The organism is Gordonia sp. HS-NH1 (assembly GCF_001418765.1).
Classification (GTDB): Bacteria; Actinomycetota; Actinomycetes; order Mycobacteriales; family Mycobacteriaceae; genus Gordonia.
Map to the genome: position 1 here is coordinate 139,854 of NZ_LIYC01000005.1, position 18,678 is coordinate 158,531.

Consider the following 18,678-nt stretch of genomic DNA (forward strand, 5'->3'; position numbering starts at 1 on the left):
ATCCCCAAGTTGACACTCTCTTGCACTCCAAAGGATTCCACTCATGAACGACACGCCCTCGCCGACGCCGAACAAAGGCGGCAAACCCGATACCACCGCCGACGAGATCGCCGGATCGATCGCCACCGGGCTATGGCGTCTGGCCCGCTTCATCCTGGTGTGGGCGTGGCGGCTACCCGTCGTATCCGTTCCGGCGATCGGCCTCGGCGTCATCTATTGGCGGACCGGAGCCGTGTGGACCATCATCGCGGCCATCGCCACGGGTGCCGCCGTCATCGCGTGGTCGGTGTACTCGCCGATATCGTTGCGGCGCTACACCATTGACCGCATCCGGTTCCATCATCTGGTGTGGCGGCGCTACCGGTCGTGGACCGCGGTCTGCACCGACTGCGGGCTATCGCGCACCCGCAGTGATCAGGTTCTCGTGCCGAAACTGCTGCGGGTGCAGTTCGCCGCGACCGATGATGTACTCACAGTGCACCCGCTACGCGGCCAAACCGTTACCGACTTCAACAAAGCCGCAGACGCACTCGCTGACGCCTTCGCTGCCGACAGCGTCACAGTGACCCGTCCGGGGCCCGCGGTCATCGAGCTGGCCGTGCGCCGCGCTCAGCCGCTCGCAGAACCCATCACGCCGACCCCGACTGGCTCGGGGTCGGTCAGTCGTGGTGGGTCGCGGCGGTGGACACTGCAACTCGGGCAGCGCGACGACGGGTCTCCGTGGCGGTTGCCGATCCTGGGCACCCATCTGCTGATCGGCGGGGTCACCGGCTCCGGCAAAGGCTCCGTGTTGTGGTCGTTGATCGGTGCCATCGCACCCCTGACCGCTACCGGCGACGTGCAGCTCTGGGTCGCCGACCCGAAGGGCGGCATGGAATTCGGTGCCGGGGCACCGCTGTTCGCGCGGTTCGCCTACACCCCCGACACGATCGCCGACATGCTCGCGGACGCCGCCGCGCTGATGACCGAGCGGGCGGAGCGGCTGCGTGGGGTCACTCGGCTGCACACCCCAACACCGGCAGACCCGCTGATCATCCTCATCATCGATGAGTTGGCGGCGCTGACCGCGTTCACCGACCGCACCACCAAAACCGCCATCGACAAGCACCTCGGGCTGCTGCTCACACAAGGGCGCGCGGTCGGGGTCAGTGTGGTTGCCGCCGTGCAAGATCCGTCTAAGGAGATTGTGCCGATGCGGCAGCTGTTCCCGGCACGGCTGGCGTTGCGGATGGCCGAACCCACCCAAACCACCATGATCCTCGGTCCCGGCGCCATCGACCGTGGGGGTGCCGCCAATCAGATCCCGGATGATCTGCCCGGGGTCGGGTACCTCGCCGTCGACGGCGCGGCCGCACCCATCCTCGTGCGCGCCTTCCACTACACCGACAACGACGTCGCGGCCCTCGTCCGCCGCTACGGCCACCCCGACCACGGCCAGAAGTAGGGAAAGGCCGATATCGTGTCGTCCAACCCGCCACCCACGCTGCTGCCCACACCCGCAGCAGACTTGGATGCCGCCACCGTCCGGGAGATGCTGCGCCGCGCCGGCGGCCAGCACTACCCGCGGTGGGCAGCGAGGGTACGGGCGACCGGTTACTGCCTGCACCCGATCCACCTGCAGCGGCGCCACGGTGTCGTCGCCGCCGACAGGCTCAGCATGCGGTGCGGGAATCGCCGTGCCGCGGTCTGTATCTCCTGCTCGCGGTTGTATGCCGGGGATACCTGGCAGCTGGTGCACGCCGGCATTCTCGGTGGGCACCACAACATCCCCGACACCGTCACGCAGCATCCGCAGGTGTTCCTGACCTTGACTGCGCCGTCGTTCGGGGCGGTGTATCCGACCGCGCACCGCACCCATGCCGGTCAGCCCCGCCGGCCCGACACCTACGACTATCGCGGGCATGTGCTGTTCACCTGGTGGGCGCCCAGCTTGTGGCAGCGGTTCACCATGCGACTGCGACGACTGCTTGCCGCCCAGCTGAAGGCGTTGGGGTTGGCGAAAGATGCTGTGCGGCTGTCATTCCTGAAAGTGCACGAAAACCAGACCCGGCTCATCCCGCACTACCACGCGGTCGTTCGCCTCGACCACCCCGACACCACCGGAAAGCAATGCGGCGCAATCGATTTTCCGGTCAGCAGCAGCGACCTCGCCGCACTCGCCGCCGAAGCCGTCCGCAGCATCGTCCTCCCAGTCCCTGACACATCGATGCCGGATGGTGTGCGGGAGCTACGGTTCGGGCCCCAAATCGATGCCCGCCCCCTCGACGCCTCGATCCCGGAGCGGCAGCGACGCAAGATCGCCGGCTACCTCGCCAAATACGTCACCAAATCCGTCACTGATGCCGGGATCAGTCCGCGGCCGATCAGCCCCGCCGCGATCGATGACCCGACCATCGCTGTCCAGGTCAGCCGTCATGTCCTGCAGATATGGCACACCCTGCGCGACCTCGCTGACCAACAACCCGATGAGTACGCGGCGATGGTCCGTTGGCTCCACACACTGGGCTATCGCGGACACGTCACCACCAAATCCCGCCACTACTCGACCACCCTCGGGCACCTGCGCCAGATCCGCGCCGTCTGGCGCCAGCAACACGGCACCGCTGACAACGCCGACGGTCACGGTGACAACCAGGGTGAGAGTGATTGCGAACCTTGGGAATTCGCCGGCGCAGGACATTTCACCCACGGCGACTATCAACTCACCCTCGCCGCCGCCCATCGCCACATGGAGCAACTCTGGGCAAGGCGCGAACACGCATGGCCAGCGGGTGGTCCGCCATGATCGCAGCGCTGGACCGACCTGTCCACACTCAGTCACACCGACTGGACGAGAGCGTGTTTCGGAAATGGTTGACCGATTCTTGCAAGCAGCAAGGCGTTCCTGTCACCATCACCGACCCCGCCATCGTCAACCAGATCGCCGTACTTCTCAAAACCTGAGGTAACCAACGACCGCAGAGGGCAAGACGATGCTCGCGGCGTCGCGGCAGCACCATGCGCCGCCGACAACCAATCACCGGTACGCGCATCAATATCTGCCACGCGAACACCAAAACGGTTTTGTCCGTGGCGATTTCACCCAACATTCGTCGATCGGCACGAGGATCGGGCAGGGACTGCACAGCGTATACCAGGTTGTCGGATACTCCATCGCACTGGCGAGCTGGCCGAATCAGGCGATCGCCCGGGCGGCCTGTTTGACCGACGAAAACTGGATGGCGGCGATCAGCAGCTGGTGCCACACTGGCTATGTGCCAGAAGAGCTGTCGGCCACTGAGGCCGCACGGTACCGCGCCGCATTCGCCGCCGGCGCGGATATGCGCTCTGCCTATACGGGCGGCGATACGAACGAGCGCCAGGCCGCGGCTGCCGCCCTCTGGCAGTCGCTGACAAAGATCGATCCGGAACACACCGGCGACAAGCTACACATTCCGGACGATGCCGGGCCCTACCGGGAGGCGTTGACGGCGATACTGTGCCGCATCCCCGACGGTTGGGGCCGGTGGATCTCCTGCGACGCGGGCTGGTATCGGCTGATCTGCCAGCTGGACCGCCAACTCGCCGCCATCGACCCCGGCTACGAAGTGCACCAGGTGAAGGAAAAGTTCGGCGCACTGCGATATTACTTCGCCACCTCGCCGGGCCTGCCCGCCACGAATGAGCAGCGGATGGACGACCTCGTCGCAGCCGCCGAAACCGCCAGCTGCAACACATGCGAACGCTGCGGGCACGGCGGGATCCGGCAGCGCAGCACGGGACAAGGGATCAGAACACTCTGCGCGGACTGCGCCGATACCCTCGGCGGATACTCACAAACGGCGTGAACCGGCCGCGCTGACAGACACCAGCAACGAGCAGGCGGCCGCAGATCACCTCCACGGCAACGACCACGCCGATCGTTCGTGTGCGACCTGACTGCGGCTCCGCATCAACGTATTCATCCCGGACGACGCGGAAGCGACTGGCGGCGCCTGCACGTCGCCGCAGAGCAGAGTTGTCGGTGGCACCTGCGACGATCGGCGGACACCCCAGAAAGCGGACACCCCGGAAAATTGTGAGGAGCACCGATGACTGTCTATGGCCGATTCATGGCGATCTTCTGCATCACTCTCATTGCGGTCATCCCGTTGGACGCGCTCATCTGGTCAGTCGAAGGCCCGCTCAGGCAGGTCGACCGCAGTGGAGCGCTGGCCCTGGTCGCCGCGTTCATTGCGGTGATGGGCACCGCTACTTGGCTGCGGCCCCGGTGGCGGCCGACGATCGCGACCTATGTCGGATGGATTCTCGCCGGAGCAGCATGGTTCACCGCGGTGGCGACCGACTTTTCCAGCCACGACGCTAGCAGCGAATCCACGTCACTGCTTCTCGCCGTGATGGTCCTCGCATTGAGCTATGCGGCAGGATTCAAACCGTGCGGAGACGAACAACGCCAACATGCCGATGATCAGCGGCTGCGCCTGCTGATCCGCGAGGAAATCACCGCCGCCGTCCGCGACACGCAGCGCATCTGACCGGCCACCGCCGAATGGCCCAATTGATCGGTCATACCCGCCACTGCGGCTGGACACGGTTGATGTCCAGTGTTCGGGCGCCTTTGGTGCCCGGCGCGATGACCGCGTGATCGAGGACCGTTTTGATGATGGCGTGTTGCCGGTCTATCGACAGGATCTCCCAACCCTCCCGGAGTGACTGTCCAGTCCCGGCAAGCTCATACAACGCACCGTCGGACGATATAGCCGCAATGTCCTTCTGCACGCGACGAATTCGCTCCTCGATCGGGTTGCGAGCTGCCATCCACTCACGTGCGGTGATCGCCCCATCCGCATACAGCCCGGCCAACTCATCAAGCTTGGCCGTGTCGGCCGTGGCCTGCGCAGTCAACTGTGCGGTGTCCGGGCTCTGGGCAGCCTTGCCGGCCAACGCTTTCCGCAGCCCCGGCGAATCGAGCCGGGTCAGCACCGCGTCCACCAACAACTCCTCGACCGGAACCGCAACGACCGTCAGCCGACCGCAGCCACCGAAATCCGGACCGGAATTGCACACATACCGGCGTACTCGCTTCTCGGCTTTCGTCTCAATGCGCGCTACCGAGTACAGCATGTGCCCGCAGCGGCCGCACCGCAGCATCCCCGAGAACACATAACGGCGCGGCACCCGCTTGTTCGCCCGCGCTTTCGCCGCGAACACCGCCAACACCTGATCCCGCTCGGCAGGAGTGATGATCGGCTCCCACACCCCCGGCGCGATCACCTCACCATGCAACTCACGCAAACCTGCGATTCGACCCGAACGCACCAACGTCCGCAGTGTCGAGGTAACCCACGGCTTGCCACTGACGGTCGGGATCTGCTGATCATTGAGCCACTGCGCCAGCGACCGCATCGACTCCCCGGCGATCGTCCGGGCCACCAGATCCCGTACCACCGCCGCTTCGGACTCACGCAGCACCAGATTTCCCTGCTCGTACCCGAATGCGCGCTGCGCCGTTCCGTGCGGTAGTCCCGCCTCCGCATTCGCCAGTGCCTTGCGCTTGATCCGGGCAGACCGGCGACCCGATTCCTTCGCCGCAAACGCAGCGAAGATCCGCGCCATGAACAAGCCATCGTCATTGCCAAGATCGATGTCGGCGGTCACCGTCGCAACCTCGCGCACCCCGACCTGTTCACACAATGTGACGAACTCTTCGAGCTCGACCGGCCGGCGATGGAGCCGATCCAAGTTGTAAACGATCACCGCATCGCGCGACCCATTCGCCAGATCGTCAACCATCTGCCGGTAGGCCGGCCGCATTTTCCCCGAGTACGCGGACACGTCGTTGTCGACGTATTCACGACCAATAGTCCAGCCACGTCCTGCCGCCAACTTCCGACAGTCTTCCAATTGTCGTTGTACGCCAAGGCCTTTCCCCTCCTGATCGGCCGAGACTCGGGCGTACACTGCCGCTGACTGGACCCGAGTTTTCGAACTCCTCACAGAGGTTAGTTTAGCGACTAGCTAGCAACCTCAAACCGCTGTGCCGGTTCCATCACCGCATCAAGACCTTCACCAGCTGGCAGGACCACCAAGACGAGTCCCGCACCGCCTGGTTCACCACACCCACCGGGCACATGTTCGTCGGCAACGCCTTCAGCGGACGCGACCTGTTCAACAAGCTCTTCCCCAGACGGTCACCCGATCATCCCGCCCGCGACAGACTCGACACGCAGCGCGACAACGACTTCCGGCGCCACCAACGCGCCGAGAAGCGCTGGAACGACGCCAACCCGCCACCGTTCTAGAGATTCCGCTCCGGACGGAGCAGCTCCCCATATCGCCGGTCAGGACCACTCTGACACGGTGGCAAATGTCATGCGACGGATGTCGACTCTCGCGACGCGGCCGTCGACCACAACAACATCGATGACGGCGAGCGGGTGACCGCCCGGTGCGATCACATGAACCATCCGACCTCCCAGCCACATCGGCGTGCTTGCCCGGATACGGTCGGCGAAGAATCGGGTCTCCTCCGCGACCGCCCGGGCGCCCCGGACCACGGTCGGTGTGTCCGGCGGTACCAGTGACCGGTCGGCGACACGGATGCAATCCTCGGCCAACAGCGCGACCATCGCATCAAGACTGCCGCCGCGCGCCGCGGCCAGAAAGGCGTCGACGACCAGGGACGCATCACCCGACGGCAGTTCAGGGTCCAGCTCGGAGTTCAACCGCGAAGACGCGATCCGGCCGCGTGCCCGGCTCGCATGCTTCTTCGCACCGTCCACACTGGTGTCGAGGATCGTTGCGACCTCGCCGAACGGCACCGCAAAGAGGTCATGCAGCACATAGGCCACGCGTTGCGAAGGCGTCAACCGATCGAGGACCACCATCAGCGCGCGCGACACGTTCTCGCGTTGCAGGTAGAGCTCGTCGGCCGCGACAGCCTCCGCGGGGAGAGCGTCGGCGAACAGCGGATCTTCCTGTCGTCTGCCGCGGGCGCGCAACTGATCGAGACACACCCGGGTGAGTGTTGTCGTCAACCATGCGGCAGGGTTGCGGATCTCGGTGCCGTCGACACGCAGCGAGTTGAGCCACGTGCTCTGCACGGCGTCCTCGGCGTCGTGGATCGAGCCGAGCATCCGGAACGCCATGGTTGTCAGCTGCGGTCGTAGATCTTCGAACTCTGAGGTCGGTACCACCGGGTGTCACCTTCTCGTGGGGCAGGACGTCGGTACGGATGAGAGCACCACACTCACATCGTCCATCCGACAACCCACCTCAGAGGAGGACACATGTCGACCGTACCGACCCGGCCACCGCGCGGCGGAACCCGACCAGCGAAGGGCCCCCGGCGATGACCATTCCCCTGTTCGTCGCCACGATCATATGCATCGTGGCCAATGCCGGTATCGCCATCGCCGACTTCGCCCGGGCCGAGTTCGTGCTGGACAATTCGGCCGAGGTCCACGTCCCACCTCGGTTCCTGCCCCACCTCGCGACACTCAAGGCCGCCGGAGCAGCAGGGCTCGTCCTCGGGTTGACGATCGAACCCTGGATCGGCGTCGCCGCCGGAACCGGGCTCACTCTGTTCTTCGTCGGCGCGGTCATCGCCCATGTGCGGGCCCGCATCTTCTACAACATCGCGTTCCCGGGCGCCTTCCTGCTCCTCGGCGTGGCGGCAACGGTCTACATGATCCGACTGACCACAGGCGCGTGACCCGTCACCGGCGTCGAACGCCTCAGCCCATCAACACCGACGCCGAGGGGTAGCTCTCGGCGAATCCGTCGGGAAGCGGGGCGATGAAGACGTTCTCGGTGCGGGTGCGGGTGATCCGCCACCGGCCCTCATCCCTCCGGAAGGCGTTGTTCAGCCGGCTCGACCGCAGCAGGGCCGAGCCGTCGCCGAAGAGCCACGGCTGCATGTGAATCCACTGTCCCTCGGCGTCATCGCCGTCGACATGGATCTGCTCCGACGTCAGGTAGTGCGCGTTGAGCACCAGTGCCGGGTCCCGCTTCTCACTCCAGAAGCGCTGGAAGTGTTCGCGGATCGCCTGCTTGCCCTCGGCACGCCCGAACTGTCCGTCGTAGTACTCGCCGACGCCCTCCCACACCGCGTCGTCGGTGTAGAGGTCAAGGATGCGCTCGATGCGCTCGGCGTCATCCGCGAGACCGGGTTCGGGACACGGGGTGTCGCAGAGGAACATGTATCGAGCCTGGATTCGCCGGATCTCGGCTTCGGCCTCCAGGGTCTCGACCCGCGCGACGAGCGCCGAGATCCTGGCATCGTCGTCGCTCATCGGCCAAGCACCTCGACCACCGCACGCGCCTCCGAGATCCAGGCCTCGACCTCAGAGCCGTTCACGCCCAGCGGCAACTGCGACAACCGGAGCGTCATCGAGTATCCGCCGCGTGCGTCCCGGATCGGCAGGACGACGGAACCGACGTCGTAGGTCTGATCGGGTCGCACCTCGCGGAGGCGATAGTCGACGGCCGACTTCCCGATGGACTCGCAGATCTCGCGTTCCTGCGAAGGCGTCAACCGCCCTCGCTCATAGGATTTCGTCGCCTCTCGCATCTCCTCGTACGCAGTCGACGAGGCATCGGGCAGAAAGGACACCAGGTAACCGTGCCGCCGCACGAAGTCGAGACGGTCGCGATGTACCTGTCGCACATCATCGTCGGCATGCCGGAGCTTCGCCAGCCACCGCTCCCGGGTCTCGTCGTCCTGGTCGAACACGTACGTGTCCCCGATGGGCGGCACCATCGGGATGCGGTACGCGAGGCCTTCCTCACGGTCGACGCCCGGCGCGGTGGCCGACAACACGACGGCCATCTCGTCGCGGCTGACCGCGGTGAGGACCGACACCTCGCAGCCGACGGACGTCGCCAATGCCTCCACCTGCGGGCGCGCCGCGTGCGCGGCGTGGATCGTCGGCAGGATCTCGTGGTCCATTCGGGCCATCAGCGACGTCGACACGAAGCTGCCGTAGCCACCCTGGAAGAAGATCAGCGGCGACACCGGGTTGGTCACGGCCAGATCCCGCACCTCACAGAGCGTTATCCAGTGATCGCCCGCTTCGACGACGTTGCTGATGCGGGTGTCGATCCAGGCCACCGAATCCGCGAGAACCGGATCGCCCGACGGCGAAGGGAACCAGTCGATGCCCGCGAGCTTGTCCTTCCAACGCTGCGCGATGGTGAGGACGACGTCCTCCTGTTCACCGCCGAGGATGTTGATGCACAACGACTCGCAGGCCCGCATCTTCTCGAAGGTGCGCGAGGTCTTCATCGGCATGAAGGACACCAACGGCGGGTCCATCGACACCGAACTGAAAGTCCCGACGACCATGGCCAGCACGGAGCCGTCGTCACCTCGTCCCGTCACCACGACCACGCCGGTGGGATAGTGCCCCATCACATTTCGGAAGATGCCTGGGTCGATGGCACTGATCACGTTGTCGGACATGTCTTCTCCTGGGATCGAATCGTCGCGGTGGTCGGGCACTCAGGCGGTCCGGGCCTCGACCGGCTCCTTGACGTAACGCTTCTGCAGAATGGCACCGAGTCGCTCCGGCCGGAGGAAGGCGATGCACAGTGCGCCGCCGATCAGCAGGACGATGCCGGTGATCGTGAACGCCTGGTGCACGCCGGCCGCCATGTTGTCGGCCATCTCCGCGCTGGGCTTCTCACCCTTCGGCGGCGACACATACCCCGCGTCGGTCATGAGCCAGCCGACCAGGATCGGCGAGATGACCGCGCCGAACGACGCCACGCCTCCGAGGGTGGCCATGAGGATCGGTCGCTGCCGAGCGCCGACCGCGTAACCGATCGCGGTGGCGGTCATCGGGAACGCCAGGCTGCATCCACCGGCGAGGCACAGCAGTGCAACCGCAGTGATCCCGGACGACGCCTGGATGGCGATGAAGCACAACCCGGCCAGGACCGCGGCGCAGCCGAACGGGACGGCGATCGCCCGATGTGCCGAACTCCCCCGGTGCAGCATCCGGTGCCCGAGCGCACCCAGTCCGAGCAGGACGAGCGCGCCGACCACCCACGGCACGGTGGTCACCGCACCGACCTCACCGAGCGACAGCCCGACCACGGTGCCCAGGTACTGGGGCAGCCAGGTCGTCAGGAAGCCCTGCACCCAGAAGTTCGACGCCCCGCCGATCACGGCGGAGATGAACGCCAGGCTCAGCAGCGCACGCCAGATCTTGACCGGCTTCTGCTCGTCGACCGCGGAGGTCGCGACCTCCTTCGCATCGGCAACCGTCTCGTCGGTGTCGAGTGCCGGCTCGTCCGGCGACGAGGCCTTCTTGGGACGGTAGGGACCGTCCGCGCCGATCGCCCACCAGGCGATCACCCACACCAGGCCGATGATGCCCAGAACACCGAACGCCCAGCGCCAACCCCATACGGCGATGACCCAGGCCAGCAGCGGCGCCGCGAAGACAGGACCCAGCGTGGAGCCGGCGGCGATCAGGTTCGACGGCAGCGCACGACGTGTGGGCGAGAACCAGGTGTGCGCGGAGGTGAGCGACATGGCCGTCGCGGGACCCTCGGCGCCGCCGAGGATGATCCGCGTCACCAGCAGGATGGCGGCGCCGCCGCCGAGCAGCATCGGGAATTGCAGCACCGCCCAGGTGACGCCCATCGCGAACAGGATCCACTTCACCGAGATCTTCGACGCCAGGAACCCGGTGACGACCGAGACGATCGCGTACAGGAAGAAGAAGGCACTGCCGATGAATCCGAATTCGGTTGCGGTCAAGCCGAGTTCGGGCATCGCGTCGGCCGAGACCAGGCCGAGCACCGCCTTGTCGGCGAAGGCGATGATCTGGAACAGCACGAGCATGCCGGTGACGATCCAGGCCCGTCTCGACATGCGGCCGAAGTCGATTCGTCGATCGGGGGCGGTCGGCGACGACGGCGTCGTCACCGCGGGTTCTCTGAGGCTCATTGGGTTTCCTTGGACTGGCAGGGTGCGAAGACGCCGGGCTGTCGGGGGCTGGCAACGACGTTATGGCCACCCGTCCCTACGGGGATACGAGGGAAATCTTTACTGTCGCCGCGATGCGCGACAGGGCAGACTGGTCCCATCACATGAAGGAGGAACGGTGAGCTCGGCCTACTGGAAACAGCCCATCAGTGAGCAGGCGACCGCGGTCCACGAGAAGGTGGTGTCGGCGGAGATTCTCGCGGAACAGGTCCGTGAGGAGATCGTCGGCACCGACACCGATCTGCGCGCGTGGGTCGAGCTGTCCCCGGGCGTCGTCGACGAGGCACGACGGCAGGATGGGATACCGGGTCGCCGGCCCCTGCGAGGCGTCTCGCTCGGGGTCAAGGACCTCATCGACGTCGAGGGTCTGCCGACCCGTGCCGGTTCACCCGTCACGTCGTCGTCGCCGGCGGCGTCGGATGCGCCCTGTGTCAGTCGTTTTCGCGATCTGGGCGCGGTGATCCAGGGCAAGACGGTCACGACCGAGTTCGGCTACTTCTCGCCCGGGCCGACGCGCAATCCGCACCACCCCGGGCACACGCCGGGCGGGTCGTCGAGCGGTTCGGCCGCCGCCGTCGGGGCTGGCGTCATCCCGGTGGCGCTGGGTACGCAGACCGCCGGCTCGTTGACCCGGCCGGCCGCCTACTGCGGCGCCGCGGGCATGGTCCTCGCGCACGGCTCGACGGATCTGTCCGGCGTCACCGGACTCTCGGAGTCGCTGGACTCGCTGGGCATCCTCACCCGCGACATCGCCGACCTGCAGTACGTGTACACCGCCTTCACCGGCCGCTCGCCGATCGTTCCCGGTCGCTCCACCGTCCGGACCGTGGTGGTGTGGGGCGGCAGCGACCTGCACCCGATCGACCCGGCAATGGCAGACCTGGTCGACCGGCTGCCGGACCTGCTCGAGCGAGCCGACGTCGAGACCCGCGCACTCGAATTCGACGATCATGTCCGCACCCTGGCCGACGACCACGTGACCGTCATGTCCCATGAGGCGGCCGAGACCCTGGACGAGGTCGTCCGGGACCATGCGGCCGCGCTCAGCCCCGCGCTGCTCGACCTCGTCGACGCCGGCCGCGCGGTCCGGCCCGCGGACCACGCGGCCGCCCTCATCCGCCGCGACCGCTCGCGGGATCTGCTGGCCGAGACGCTCGGCGATCACACGGTGATCGTCGGTCCCGCCGCACCCGGCCCCGCACCGAGCGGCCTCGACGCGACCGGGTCGCCGGTCCTGAGCCGACCGTGGCAGCTGCTCGGCTGCCCGGTCGTCGTCGTCCCGGGGGCGACCACGGACTCCGGGATGCCCCTCGGACTACAGGTGATCGGCTTGCCGGGGCGGGAGTCGGCCCTGTTCGAGGTCGCCGCGGTGCTCGAGAACGAGCTCCGGTCCCATCCGGTCGTCCCGGTCTGATCCGGTTGCGAGAGAGAAGATCTGCATGACAGTCAAACCCCGTCCCGAGACGCACCACCGGATGTTCCTCACGTGTTACGAGGACACCTTCAACTACGGCTGGCACCATGTCGACCTGTTCGTGCACGACGAGTACGGCCGGGAGGTCAACTGGGTGCACTGGACCGTCGAGGCCGACGGCCCGGAGGCGGCCGACGAGTCGGTCCGGCGCGAGGAACCCTGGCTCAACCGGACGTCGGAGTGGCGCCATCTGGTGAGTGCCGTCGGGATGAACTACTGGACGGCCGACGCGGCGTGGACGTGACCGCATCGGATGTGACCGCGGCGGTGTACGTCGTCGACGACGACCCGGAACTCTGCGAATCGGTCGACTGGCTGCTCGGCAGCATCGGGATCTCGCCGCGGATCTGCCACAGTGCCGACGACTTCCTCGCGCAGTACTCCGGGGACACCCCCGCGTGCATCGTGCTCGACGTCCGCATGCCGACGATGAGCGGCCCGCGGCTGCAGGAGAAGCTCAACGAGTTCGCACCGCACGTCGCCATCATCTTCGTCTCCGCGCACGGCGACATCCGGATGTCGGTGTCCACCCTGCAGGCCGGCGCGATGGATTTCCTGGAGAAGCCCTACGACCCGCAGCGGCTGCTCGACGCCGTCCAGGCGGGGATGGAGAAGGCGGTCGAACGCTTCCGCACCCACGCGCAGAAGCGGTGGGTGGAATCGAAGGTCGCGCTGTTGACCCCGCGGGAACGCGAGATCCTCGCGCTGGTCGTCGAAGGTCTACCCAGCCAGAACATCGCCCGCCGCCTCGACATGAGCGTCAAGACGGTGGACGTGCACCGTGCCCGGATCAAGAGCAAGACCGACGCCGACAGCATCAGCACGCTGGTCCGGGACATCCTGCGGTTCGACGTCGAGGTGCCGACCAACCCCTAGGGCAACGGATAGGGGTGGCCGGCGCGCTCGGGTCAGTAATAGTCGAGCACGATCTTCTCGCCGGTGGTCCGCGAGACGCAGACCGCCATCACCTCTCCGGACTCTCGCTCGGCCTTGGTCAGCACGTTGTCGCGGTGCTCGGGATCACCGGAGAGGACCTGCATGATGCACGTACCGCAGATGCCCTCCTGACACGAGGTGTCGACGTCGCAGCCGTTCTCCTCGAGGACCTCGACGATGCTCCGGTCGGCCGGGACGTGATAAATCTCGCCGTCGAGTTCGACGTCGAAGGACGTGTTCTCCGACGCATCCGGCTGATCGGTGGCGTGGAAGTTCTCGAAGTGGACCGCGTCGGCCGGGATGAACTGTTCGGCCAATTCCCGGACCTTGGTCATGAACCCGTCCGGGCCGCAGACATAGACATGCGAGCCCTGCGGCGCCGATTCCAGCGCGGCGGTCAGGATCGGTCCGTGGGCCTCACGACCGACGCCGACATGCGCGTGCAGCTTGTCCGGGCAACGCTCCCGCAGCAGCGGCAGGAACGCCGCGTCATCGACTGTCCGGGCGAAGTAGTGCAGCTCGAAGCCGATCCCGTGCACGTCCATGTAGCGCGCCATGCTGAGCATCGGGGTGATCCCGATGCCGGCCGCCACCAGGACGTGATGCGTTGCTGTGGAATCGATCCCGAGCAGGTTCCGTGGCTCGCTGATCTGCAGCCGGTCGCCGACGCGCAGTTCGTGCAGTGCGGCCGAACCACCTCGGGACTGATCCTCGCGCTTGACGGCCACGGCGAAGGACTCCCGCCCGTCGGGCCGGCTGCACAGCGAGTACTGGCGGGTGATGGCGGTCGGCCCGACGACATCGATGTGCGCTCCGGGCGTGTACTCCCCCATCGTCGAGCCGTCGGGCCTCGACAGGTAGAAGGTCTTGATGCTCGGGGTCTCCTGGACGATCGCGGAGACGACGACGTCGGTGAGGGCCATGGCGGTGCTCCTGGTGGTGGCGAATAATTCTCGAGGTGCGATCAGCGGACGAAGAGCCCGCCGTTGACGTCCCAGCACGCACCCGTGACGAAGAAGGCGTTCTCGGCGGTCAGCAGGCCGACCATGTCCCCGATGAACTCGGGGCTGCCCAGCTTCCCGACGGGGATGCCGGCGATCACGGCGTCGAGTTTCTCCGGCGGCACGGTCGCCTTCACGACGGGCAGGTCGTGCGGCCCGGGCGCGATCGCGTTGACCGTGACACCCTTGGCCGCAAGCTCTTTGGCGAAGATCTTGGTGACCGTCAGGATCGCGCCCTTGGACGTGGCATAGTGCGCGCCGGTGGCGGTGCCGCCGTTCTGACCGGCCAGCGACGCCATGTTGACGATGCGGCCGTACCCCTCGTCGGCCATCGCGGCCCCGAAGACCTGGCAGCCGAAGAAGATGCTGTTGACGTTGGTGTTCAGCACGCGGGTGAAGTCCGGCTCGTCGAGCGTCATGAGATCGGCCGCCTGGGTCAATGCCGCGTTGTTCACGACGATCGTCGGTGTGCCCCAGACGGATTGCACATGCGCCAGCGCGTCGACGAAACCCTGCCGGTGCGCCACGTCGAGGACGGCCGCCCGTGCGGTCGACCCGTCGGGCGAGAGTTCTTCGGCGATGCGCTGGGCCGGATCGAGGGCGATGTCGGTGAGCAGGACGCGATGACCGTCCCGGTGCAGCCGGCGGGCGATGTGCGAACCCATGCCGCCGGCGGCACCGGTGACGACCGCGATCCCCTTGTTCGTCGAACTCATGTCCAGGTCCGTCCTCACACCAGGTAACCGGAGGCGCTGACCGCGTCCTCGCTGTCGATGAGACGGGCCACCTTCAGACTGATCCGGTCGTTACCGTCGGAACCGAGGCTGATGGTGTGGGTGAGCTCGGCGCCGATCGTCGAGAAGGCATCGCGCTTGAACGCGTTGAGGATCTGCGCGGACCGCAGGATGACGGTGTCGTCGCTGACGTCCGACACGGTGAACCGCGAGATGACCCGGACCGTGCGGGCAGCGGCGACCGCCGACGGCGCGTAACCCTGCATCATCCGTTCGACGCGCAGGCGCCGCATCCGCTGGTCGTCGTACACCATGTTCAGCGACGAGTCGAAATCGTCGGTGTCGGGATCGATCGGGATGACGTAGTGCGCGTCATCGGTGTAGAGGGCCTCCCACGCCGGGTAGTCCTTGGCGTCGAGGAGTTCGGCTTCCTTCCACACGAGCGCGATCGCGCGCAGGACGCGCGGGTCGTTGAAACTGTGCAGTTCAGTCATCGCTCATCATCTTCTTCCACATGGCGTAGGACTCGCGCATCCCCGTCTCGTCGGTGACATGCGATGTGGGCCAACCCTCTTCGGTCGTGTACTCGCGGTTCTCCCCGCGGTTGACCAGGATCGGCATGTTCGGGTTGCCACCGGCGCCGATCTGGACGCGATCCCATCCCTCGGCGTCGTCGGGGCTGCCGAAGCCGAAGGGGCCCTGGAAGTGCTCGTGGATCCGGAGGCGCTCGCGGTTGATGCTCTCCGGCCCACCGTCCATGCCGATCGCCATGTGCCACACCTCGGTCACGTCCACGCTGATCGGGATGAGAACCCGGAAGAACGACGACGACATGGCGATGTTCGGGAACATGTTGAGGTTGAACCCGCAGCCGTGCATCGAGCGCATGTAGCGACGGATGCGTTCGGGACTCTCCCCCGCCTCGGCGAGTTCGTCGACGAGATGCTGGAACCGCGGCTGCACCTCCTCGGAACCGTCGTCGATGTCGAGGTCCGCGTGCGCGGCCGCCATGATCGCGACGCTGTGACCGTTGCCGAGCGCGTGCGTCTCGGCGGCCGGATCGTCCATGAACGACATCATGTTCGCGGTCTCGGCGTCGACAGAGGCCATCCACGACTTGTGCACCATCGGGAAGTGGTAACCGTCGGTGGTGTTCTCGAGCTGGATCTTCCAGTTGCCCTTGAACCGGAACTTGTGACTGCCGAGGACCTTGGTGGGGAATCCGTTGGACTGCTTCAGGAATCGCTCCATCCAGATCTTCGCATCACCCAGGTGGTCTTCGAGCGGTTCGATCTCGGTGTTGAACGTCGCGAAGATCATGCCGAGATAGCTCTCGGTGCGCAGCTTCTGCAGGGGGAAGTCGTTCTTCTCGACGACGCCCTCGTAACCGTCCGGGTACGGGATGCCGCGCAGTCGACCGTCGAGGGTGTACGACCAGTTGTGGTACGGGCAGGTGAAGCCGTTGGCCTTGCCGCTGCGCTGGTCGCACACCGTCGCCCCGCGATGCCGGCACCGGTTGAGCAGGGTGTTGAAGTTGCCCTTGCGATCCCGGGTCACGATGACCGGTTGGTCCCCGACCTGGGTGGTCTTGAACGAGCCCGCCTCGGGGACCTCGCTCTCGTGCGCGACCCACACCCAGGTGCGGTAGAAGATCTTGCGCATCTCCTCGGCGAAGATCTCGGGATCGGTGTACAGCTGACCGGCGACGCGGTCCTTCTCGGCGAGGTCCGCGAAGCCGCGGGTCGGCCGCTCGATGGTGGTCATCGATGTTCCTTCGTGTGTCGACCGCGCCGGGGCGCGGAGAGGGGCTGTCGGTGCGCGAGAGATCAGGAGGCGGTGCTCATGAGGGGACGTCGTCGCGGATGGTGAGGGCTCGTCCCATCCGCGCCTCGACCTTGAAGTACTTCCAGAGCGCATGTTCACCGACCATGATGGTGCGCAACAGGTTGCAGGCCGCCCGGACGGTCGGCTGGTCGCGCACGTCGGCGAGGACGTAGAACGTCCACGGCCAGCCGTCGGACGGGCCGACCATGTGGGCGTCGTCGTCGAAGGTCCCGATGATCTCGACACCGTCGAGGTTCTTCAGACTCGTGAGGAACTCCATCGTGGCCTCCCACACCGGACCGATGTCGGCCTTGGGCAGGTCGAAGAAGTTCTGGTTGTTCCCGACACAGAACAGCGTGCGCAACGGTTCGTCGGACATGGGTGATGGTCTCCTCGCGGTCGTGACGTCTGGGCTGGATGACGGGTGGGTCAGGGAAAGCTGGGGATTCCGGCCTCGAGGCCGAGAAGCAGTGCACCGGCGGCCTCGTAGGTGTTGGTCTGCAGCATCGCGTGCTGCGCGGGCACCAACGCGTCCTGCAGGAACCGCTGCAGCGGATGGGTCTCGTAGATGGCCCCGGTGCCGGCGAGGTCGAACACCTGCAGCACGACGCTGCGCCCGACGTGCGCGGCGTGGGTGGCACTCAACCGCAACAGGGCCTGATCGTCGGTCGAGATGTGCTGTCCCGCGACGGCCTTGGCCCACACCCGGTCGGTGCTGTCGTAGAAGAACGCTCGCGCCGAACGCAATTCGGCCTCGGCGACCGCCAGGCCGCTCTTGTACGCCGGCCGGTTGCCCTTGCTGGCACCTCCGGTGATCGAGGTCCGCGCCGCGCCGACCTCGATCGCGTAGTCGAGGGCGCCCCGGGCCGCGCCGAGGGTCACCACCGCCAGCACCTGCGCGGCGTAGGCCAACGCGGGGTACCGGGTCAGGGGTTCGTCGATCTGCGGAGCGCCGCCGCGCACGAAGGTCATCTCCTCGGGCACGAACACGCGGTCGGCGCGGATGGCATGGGAGCCGGTCGCCTTCATCCCGGCGACATCCCAGTTGTCGACGATCTCGACCTCGGCCGGATCGACCAGCGCGGTCAGCGGTTTGCCGCCGGTCTCGGGTCCGCCGGCCAGACCGATCCCGAGGAGGTCGGCGCCGCGACATCCGCTGGCGAACTGCCAGACCCCCGAGCACAGGTAGCCGCCGTCGACCCGCTGTGCCTCCTGCATGGGGAACAGCCCGCCCGCGTAGGCGACATCGGGACCGTGCGCGTAGATCTTCTGCTGGGTCTCGGCCGGCAGCGCGGCGAAGTAGACCAGCGACGATCCGAAACTGGACACCCACCCGGTGGCAGGGTCGACGGCGGAGATGCGTTCGACCAGCGACATGAAATCCGACGGTGCCATCGGCTCGCCACCGAACGCCGCCGGCGTCGAGGCCCGGTACATCCCGGCACGCTTCAGCAACGCGATGAAGTCGGCGGGCACGTAGCGCTGCGAGTTGAACTCGTCCCGACGATCCCGGAGCACGTCGAGCGCGTGGTCGAACGCGGCGTCGCGCGCCGCCCCCGCCGGTTCCGCACACACCCGTTCGGTCAGGCTCTCCGCGGTCATCATGTCTCCGTTCGGAATCGACTCTCGATCTCGAGTCCGACACTATGGACGCGAGACCCGACGCGGTATCGGGATTTCCCGCGCCGCGGGTAAGCAATTCCTTACTTGCGTGTCCTCACCTGCATGGCATCG

Annotated in this window: 21 protein-coding genes; 10 read left to right on the plus strand and 11 right to left on the minus strand. The window is 66.5% G+C overall.

Annotated elements, in window-relative coordinates:
- Positions 1-43 precede the first annotated feature (43 nt).
- From AMD30_RS06290 to AMD30_RS06310, 5 genes are all read left to right on the plus strand, one after another.
- On the plus strand, positions 44-1,444 hold the full coding sequence (locus AMD30_RS06290; protein WP_055475067.1) for an FtsK/SpoIIIE domain-containing protein: 1,401 nt from the start codon (positions 44-46) through the stop codon (positions 1,442-1,444).
- Between the two features lie 15 nt (positions 1,445-1,459).
- Positions 1,460-2,785 (plus strand): replication initiator, encoded by a 1,326-nt coding sequence (locus tag AMD30_RS06295; RefSeq protein WP_083229338.1) that lies wholly within the window; start codon positions 1,460-1,462, stop codon positions 2,783-2,785.
- Positions 2,782-2,943, plus strand: a complete 162-nt coding sequence (locus AMD30_RS06300; protein WP_156354182.1) for a hypothetical protein — start codon at positions 2,782-2,784, stop codon at positions 2,941-2,943. Before AMD30_RS06295 ends, AMD30_RS06300 begins: the two co-directional genes overlap by 4 nt.
- A gap of 29 nt (positions 2,944-2,972) precedes the next feature.
- A complete protein-coding gene (locus tag AMD30_RS06305) occupies positions 2,973-3,827 on the plus strand; it encodes a hypothetical protein (protein ID WP_055475070.1) in 855 nt (284 codons plus the stop codon).
- A 243-nt stretch (positions 3,828-4,070) separates the two neighbouring features.
- Complete coding sequence (locus tag AMD30_RS06310) at positions 4,071-4,514, plus strand: hypothetical protein (protein WP_137809918.1); 444 nt, start codon at positions 4,071-4,073, stop codon at positions 4,512-4,514.
- A gap of 31 nt (positions 4,515-4,545) precedes the next feature.
- Here the strand turns inward: AMD30_RS06310 and AMD30_RS06315 are convergent, their stop codons facing one another.
- Positions 4,546-5,940 (minus strand): recombinase family protein, encoded by a 1,395-nt coding sequence (locus AMD30_RS06315; protein ID WP_055475072.1) that lies wholly within the window; start codon positions 5,938-5,940, stop codon positions 4,546-4,548.
- Positions 5,941-6,110: 170 nt separating this feature from the next.
- Between AMD30_RS06315 and AMD30_RS25395 the strand changes: the two genes are divergently transcribed.
- Positions 6,111-6,281, plus strand: a complete 171-nt coding sequence (locus AMD30_RS25395) for a hypothetical protein (RefSeq protein WP_223258865.1) — start codon at positions 6,111-6,113, stop codon at positions 6,279-6,281.
- 39 nt (positions 6,282-6,320) lie between these two features.
- On the opposite strand, the gene AMD30_RS06320 is transcribed toward AMD30_RS25395, so the two are convergent.
- A complete protein-coding gene (locus tag AMD30_RS06320) occupies positions 6,321-7,175 on the minus strand; it encodes a sigma-70 family RNA polymerase sigma factor (protein ID WP_055475073.1) in 855 nt (284 codons plus the stop codon).
- Between the two features lie 155 nt (positions 7,176-7,330).
- Here AMD30_RS06320 and AMD30_RS06325 point away from each other — a divergent pair, with 155 nt between their 5' ends.
- Positions 7,331-7,693, plus strand: coding sequence for a DoxX family protein (locus AMD30_RS06325; protein ID WP_055475074.1), 363 nt, complete (start codon positions 7,331-7,333; stop codon positions 7,691-7,693).
- Positions 7,694-7,715: 22 nt separating this feature from the next.
- On the opposite strand, the gene AMD30_RS06330 is transcribed toward AMD30_RS06325, so the two are convergent.
- The 3 genes from AMD30_RS06330 to AMD30_RS06340 are packed head-to-tail and all read right to left on the minus strand — an operon-like array spanning position 7,716 to position 10,936.
- Entirely contained in the window at positions 7,716-8,273 is a 558-nt protein-coding gene (locus tag AMD30_RS06330; protein WP_055475075.1) for a nuclear transport factor 2 family protein, read from the minus strand.
- Positions 8,270-9,442, minus strand: coding sequence for a flavin reductase family protein (locus AMD30_RS06335; protein ID WP_055475118.1), 1,173 nt, complete (start codon positions 9,440-9,442; stop codon positions 8,270-8,272). Before AMD30_RS06335 ends, AMD30_RS06330 begins: the two co-directional genes overlap by 4 nt.
- Positions 9,443-9,481: 39 nt before the next feature.
- Positions 9,482-10,936 carry an MFS transporter gene (locus tag AMD30_RS06340; protein ID WP_055475076.1) on the minus strand — a complete coding sequence of 485 codons (1,455 nt, stop codon included), beginning with the start codon at positions 10,934-10,936 and terminating at the stop codon, positions 9,482-9,484.
- 157 nt (positions 10,937-11,093) lie between these two features.
- Here AMD30_RS06340 and AMD30_RS06345 point away from each other — a divergent pair, with 157 nt between their 5' ends.
- The 3 genes from AMD30_RS06345 to AMD30_RS06355 are packed head-to-tail and all read left to right on the plus strand — an operon-like array spanning position 11,094 to position 13,325.
- Complete coding sequence (locus AMD30_RS06345; protein ID WP_055475077.1) at positions 11,094-12,389, plus strand: amidase; 1,296 nt, start codon at positions 11,094-11,096, stop codon at positions 12,387-12,389.
- A 25-nt stretch (positions 12,390-12,414) separates the two neighbouring features.
- The gene (locus AMD30_RS06350) at positions 12,415-12,693 is read left to right on the plus strand and encodes a hypothetical protein (protein ID WP_055475078.1); all 279 of its coding nucleotides are present in this window, start codon (positions 12,415-12,417) and stop codon (positions 12,691-12,693) included.
- Positions 12,690-13,325 (plus strand): response regulator transcription factor, encoded by a 636-nt coding sequence (locus AMD30_RS06355; RefSeq protein WP_374100783.1) that lies wholly within the window; start codon positions 12,690-12,692, stop codon positions 13,323-13,325. The genes AMD30_RS06350 and AMD30_RS06355 overlap by 4 nt, the downstream gene beginning before the upstream one ends.
- Positions 13,326-13,357: 32 nt before the next feature.
- Here AMD30_RS06355 and AMD30_RS06360 read toward each other — a convergent pair whose 3' ends face one another.
- From AMD30_RS06360 to AMD30_RS06385, 6 genes are all read right to left on the minus strand, one after another.
- A complete protein-coding gene (locus AMD30_RS06360; RefSeq protein WP_055475079.1) occupies positions 13,358-14,308 on the minus strand; it encodes a PDR/VanB family oxidoreductase in 951 nt (316 codons plus the stop codon).
- 41 nt (positions 14,309-14,349) lie between these two features.
- Complete coding sequence (locus AMD30_RS06365; protein ID WP_055475080.1) at positions 14,350-15,102, minus strand: SDR family NAD(P)-dependent oxidoreductase; 753 nt, start codon at positions 15,100-15,102, stop codon at positions 14,350-14,352.
- A gap of 14 nt (positions 15,103-15,116) precedes the next feature.
- Complete coding sequence (locus AMD30_RS06370; RefSeq protein ID WP_055475081.1) at positions 15,117-15,614, minus strand: aromatic-ring-hydroxylating dioxygenase subunit beta; 498 nt, start codon at positions 15,612-15,614, stop codon at positions 15,117-15,119.
- Positions 15,607-16,884, minus strand: a complete 1,278-nt coding sequence (locus AMD30_RS06375) for an aromatic ring-hydroxylating oxygenase subunit alpha (protein WP_055475082.1) — start codon at positions 16,882-16,884, stop codon at positions 15,607-15,609. The genes AMD30_RS06370 and AMD30_RS06375 overlap by 8 nt, the downstream gene beginning before the upstream one ends.
- 76 nt (positions 16,885-16,960) lie before the next feature.
- Entirely contained in the window at positions 16,961-17,323 is a 363-nt protein-coding gene (locus AMD30_RS06380; RefSeq protein WP_055475083.1) for a hypothetical protein, read from the minus strand.
- Positions 17,324-17,373: 50 nt separating this feature from the next.
- Positions 17,374-18,549 carry an acyl-CoA dehydrogenase family protein gene (locus AMD30_RS06385; RefSeq protein ID WP_055475084.1) on the minus strand — a complete coding sequence of 392 codons (1,176 nt, stop codon included), beginning with the start codon at positions 18,547-18,549 and terminating at the stop codon, positions 17,374-17,376.
- Between the last annotated feature and the right edge of the window lie 129 nt (positions 18,550-18,678).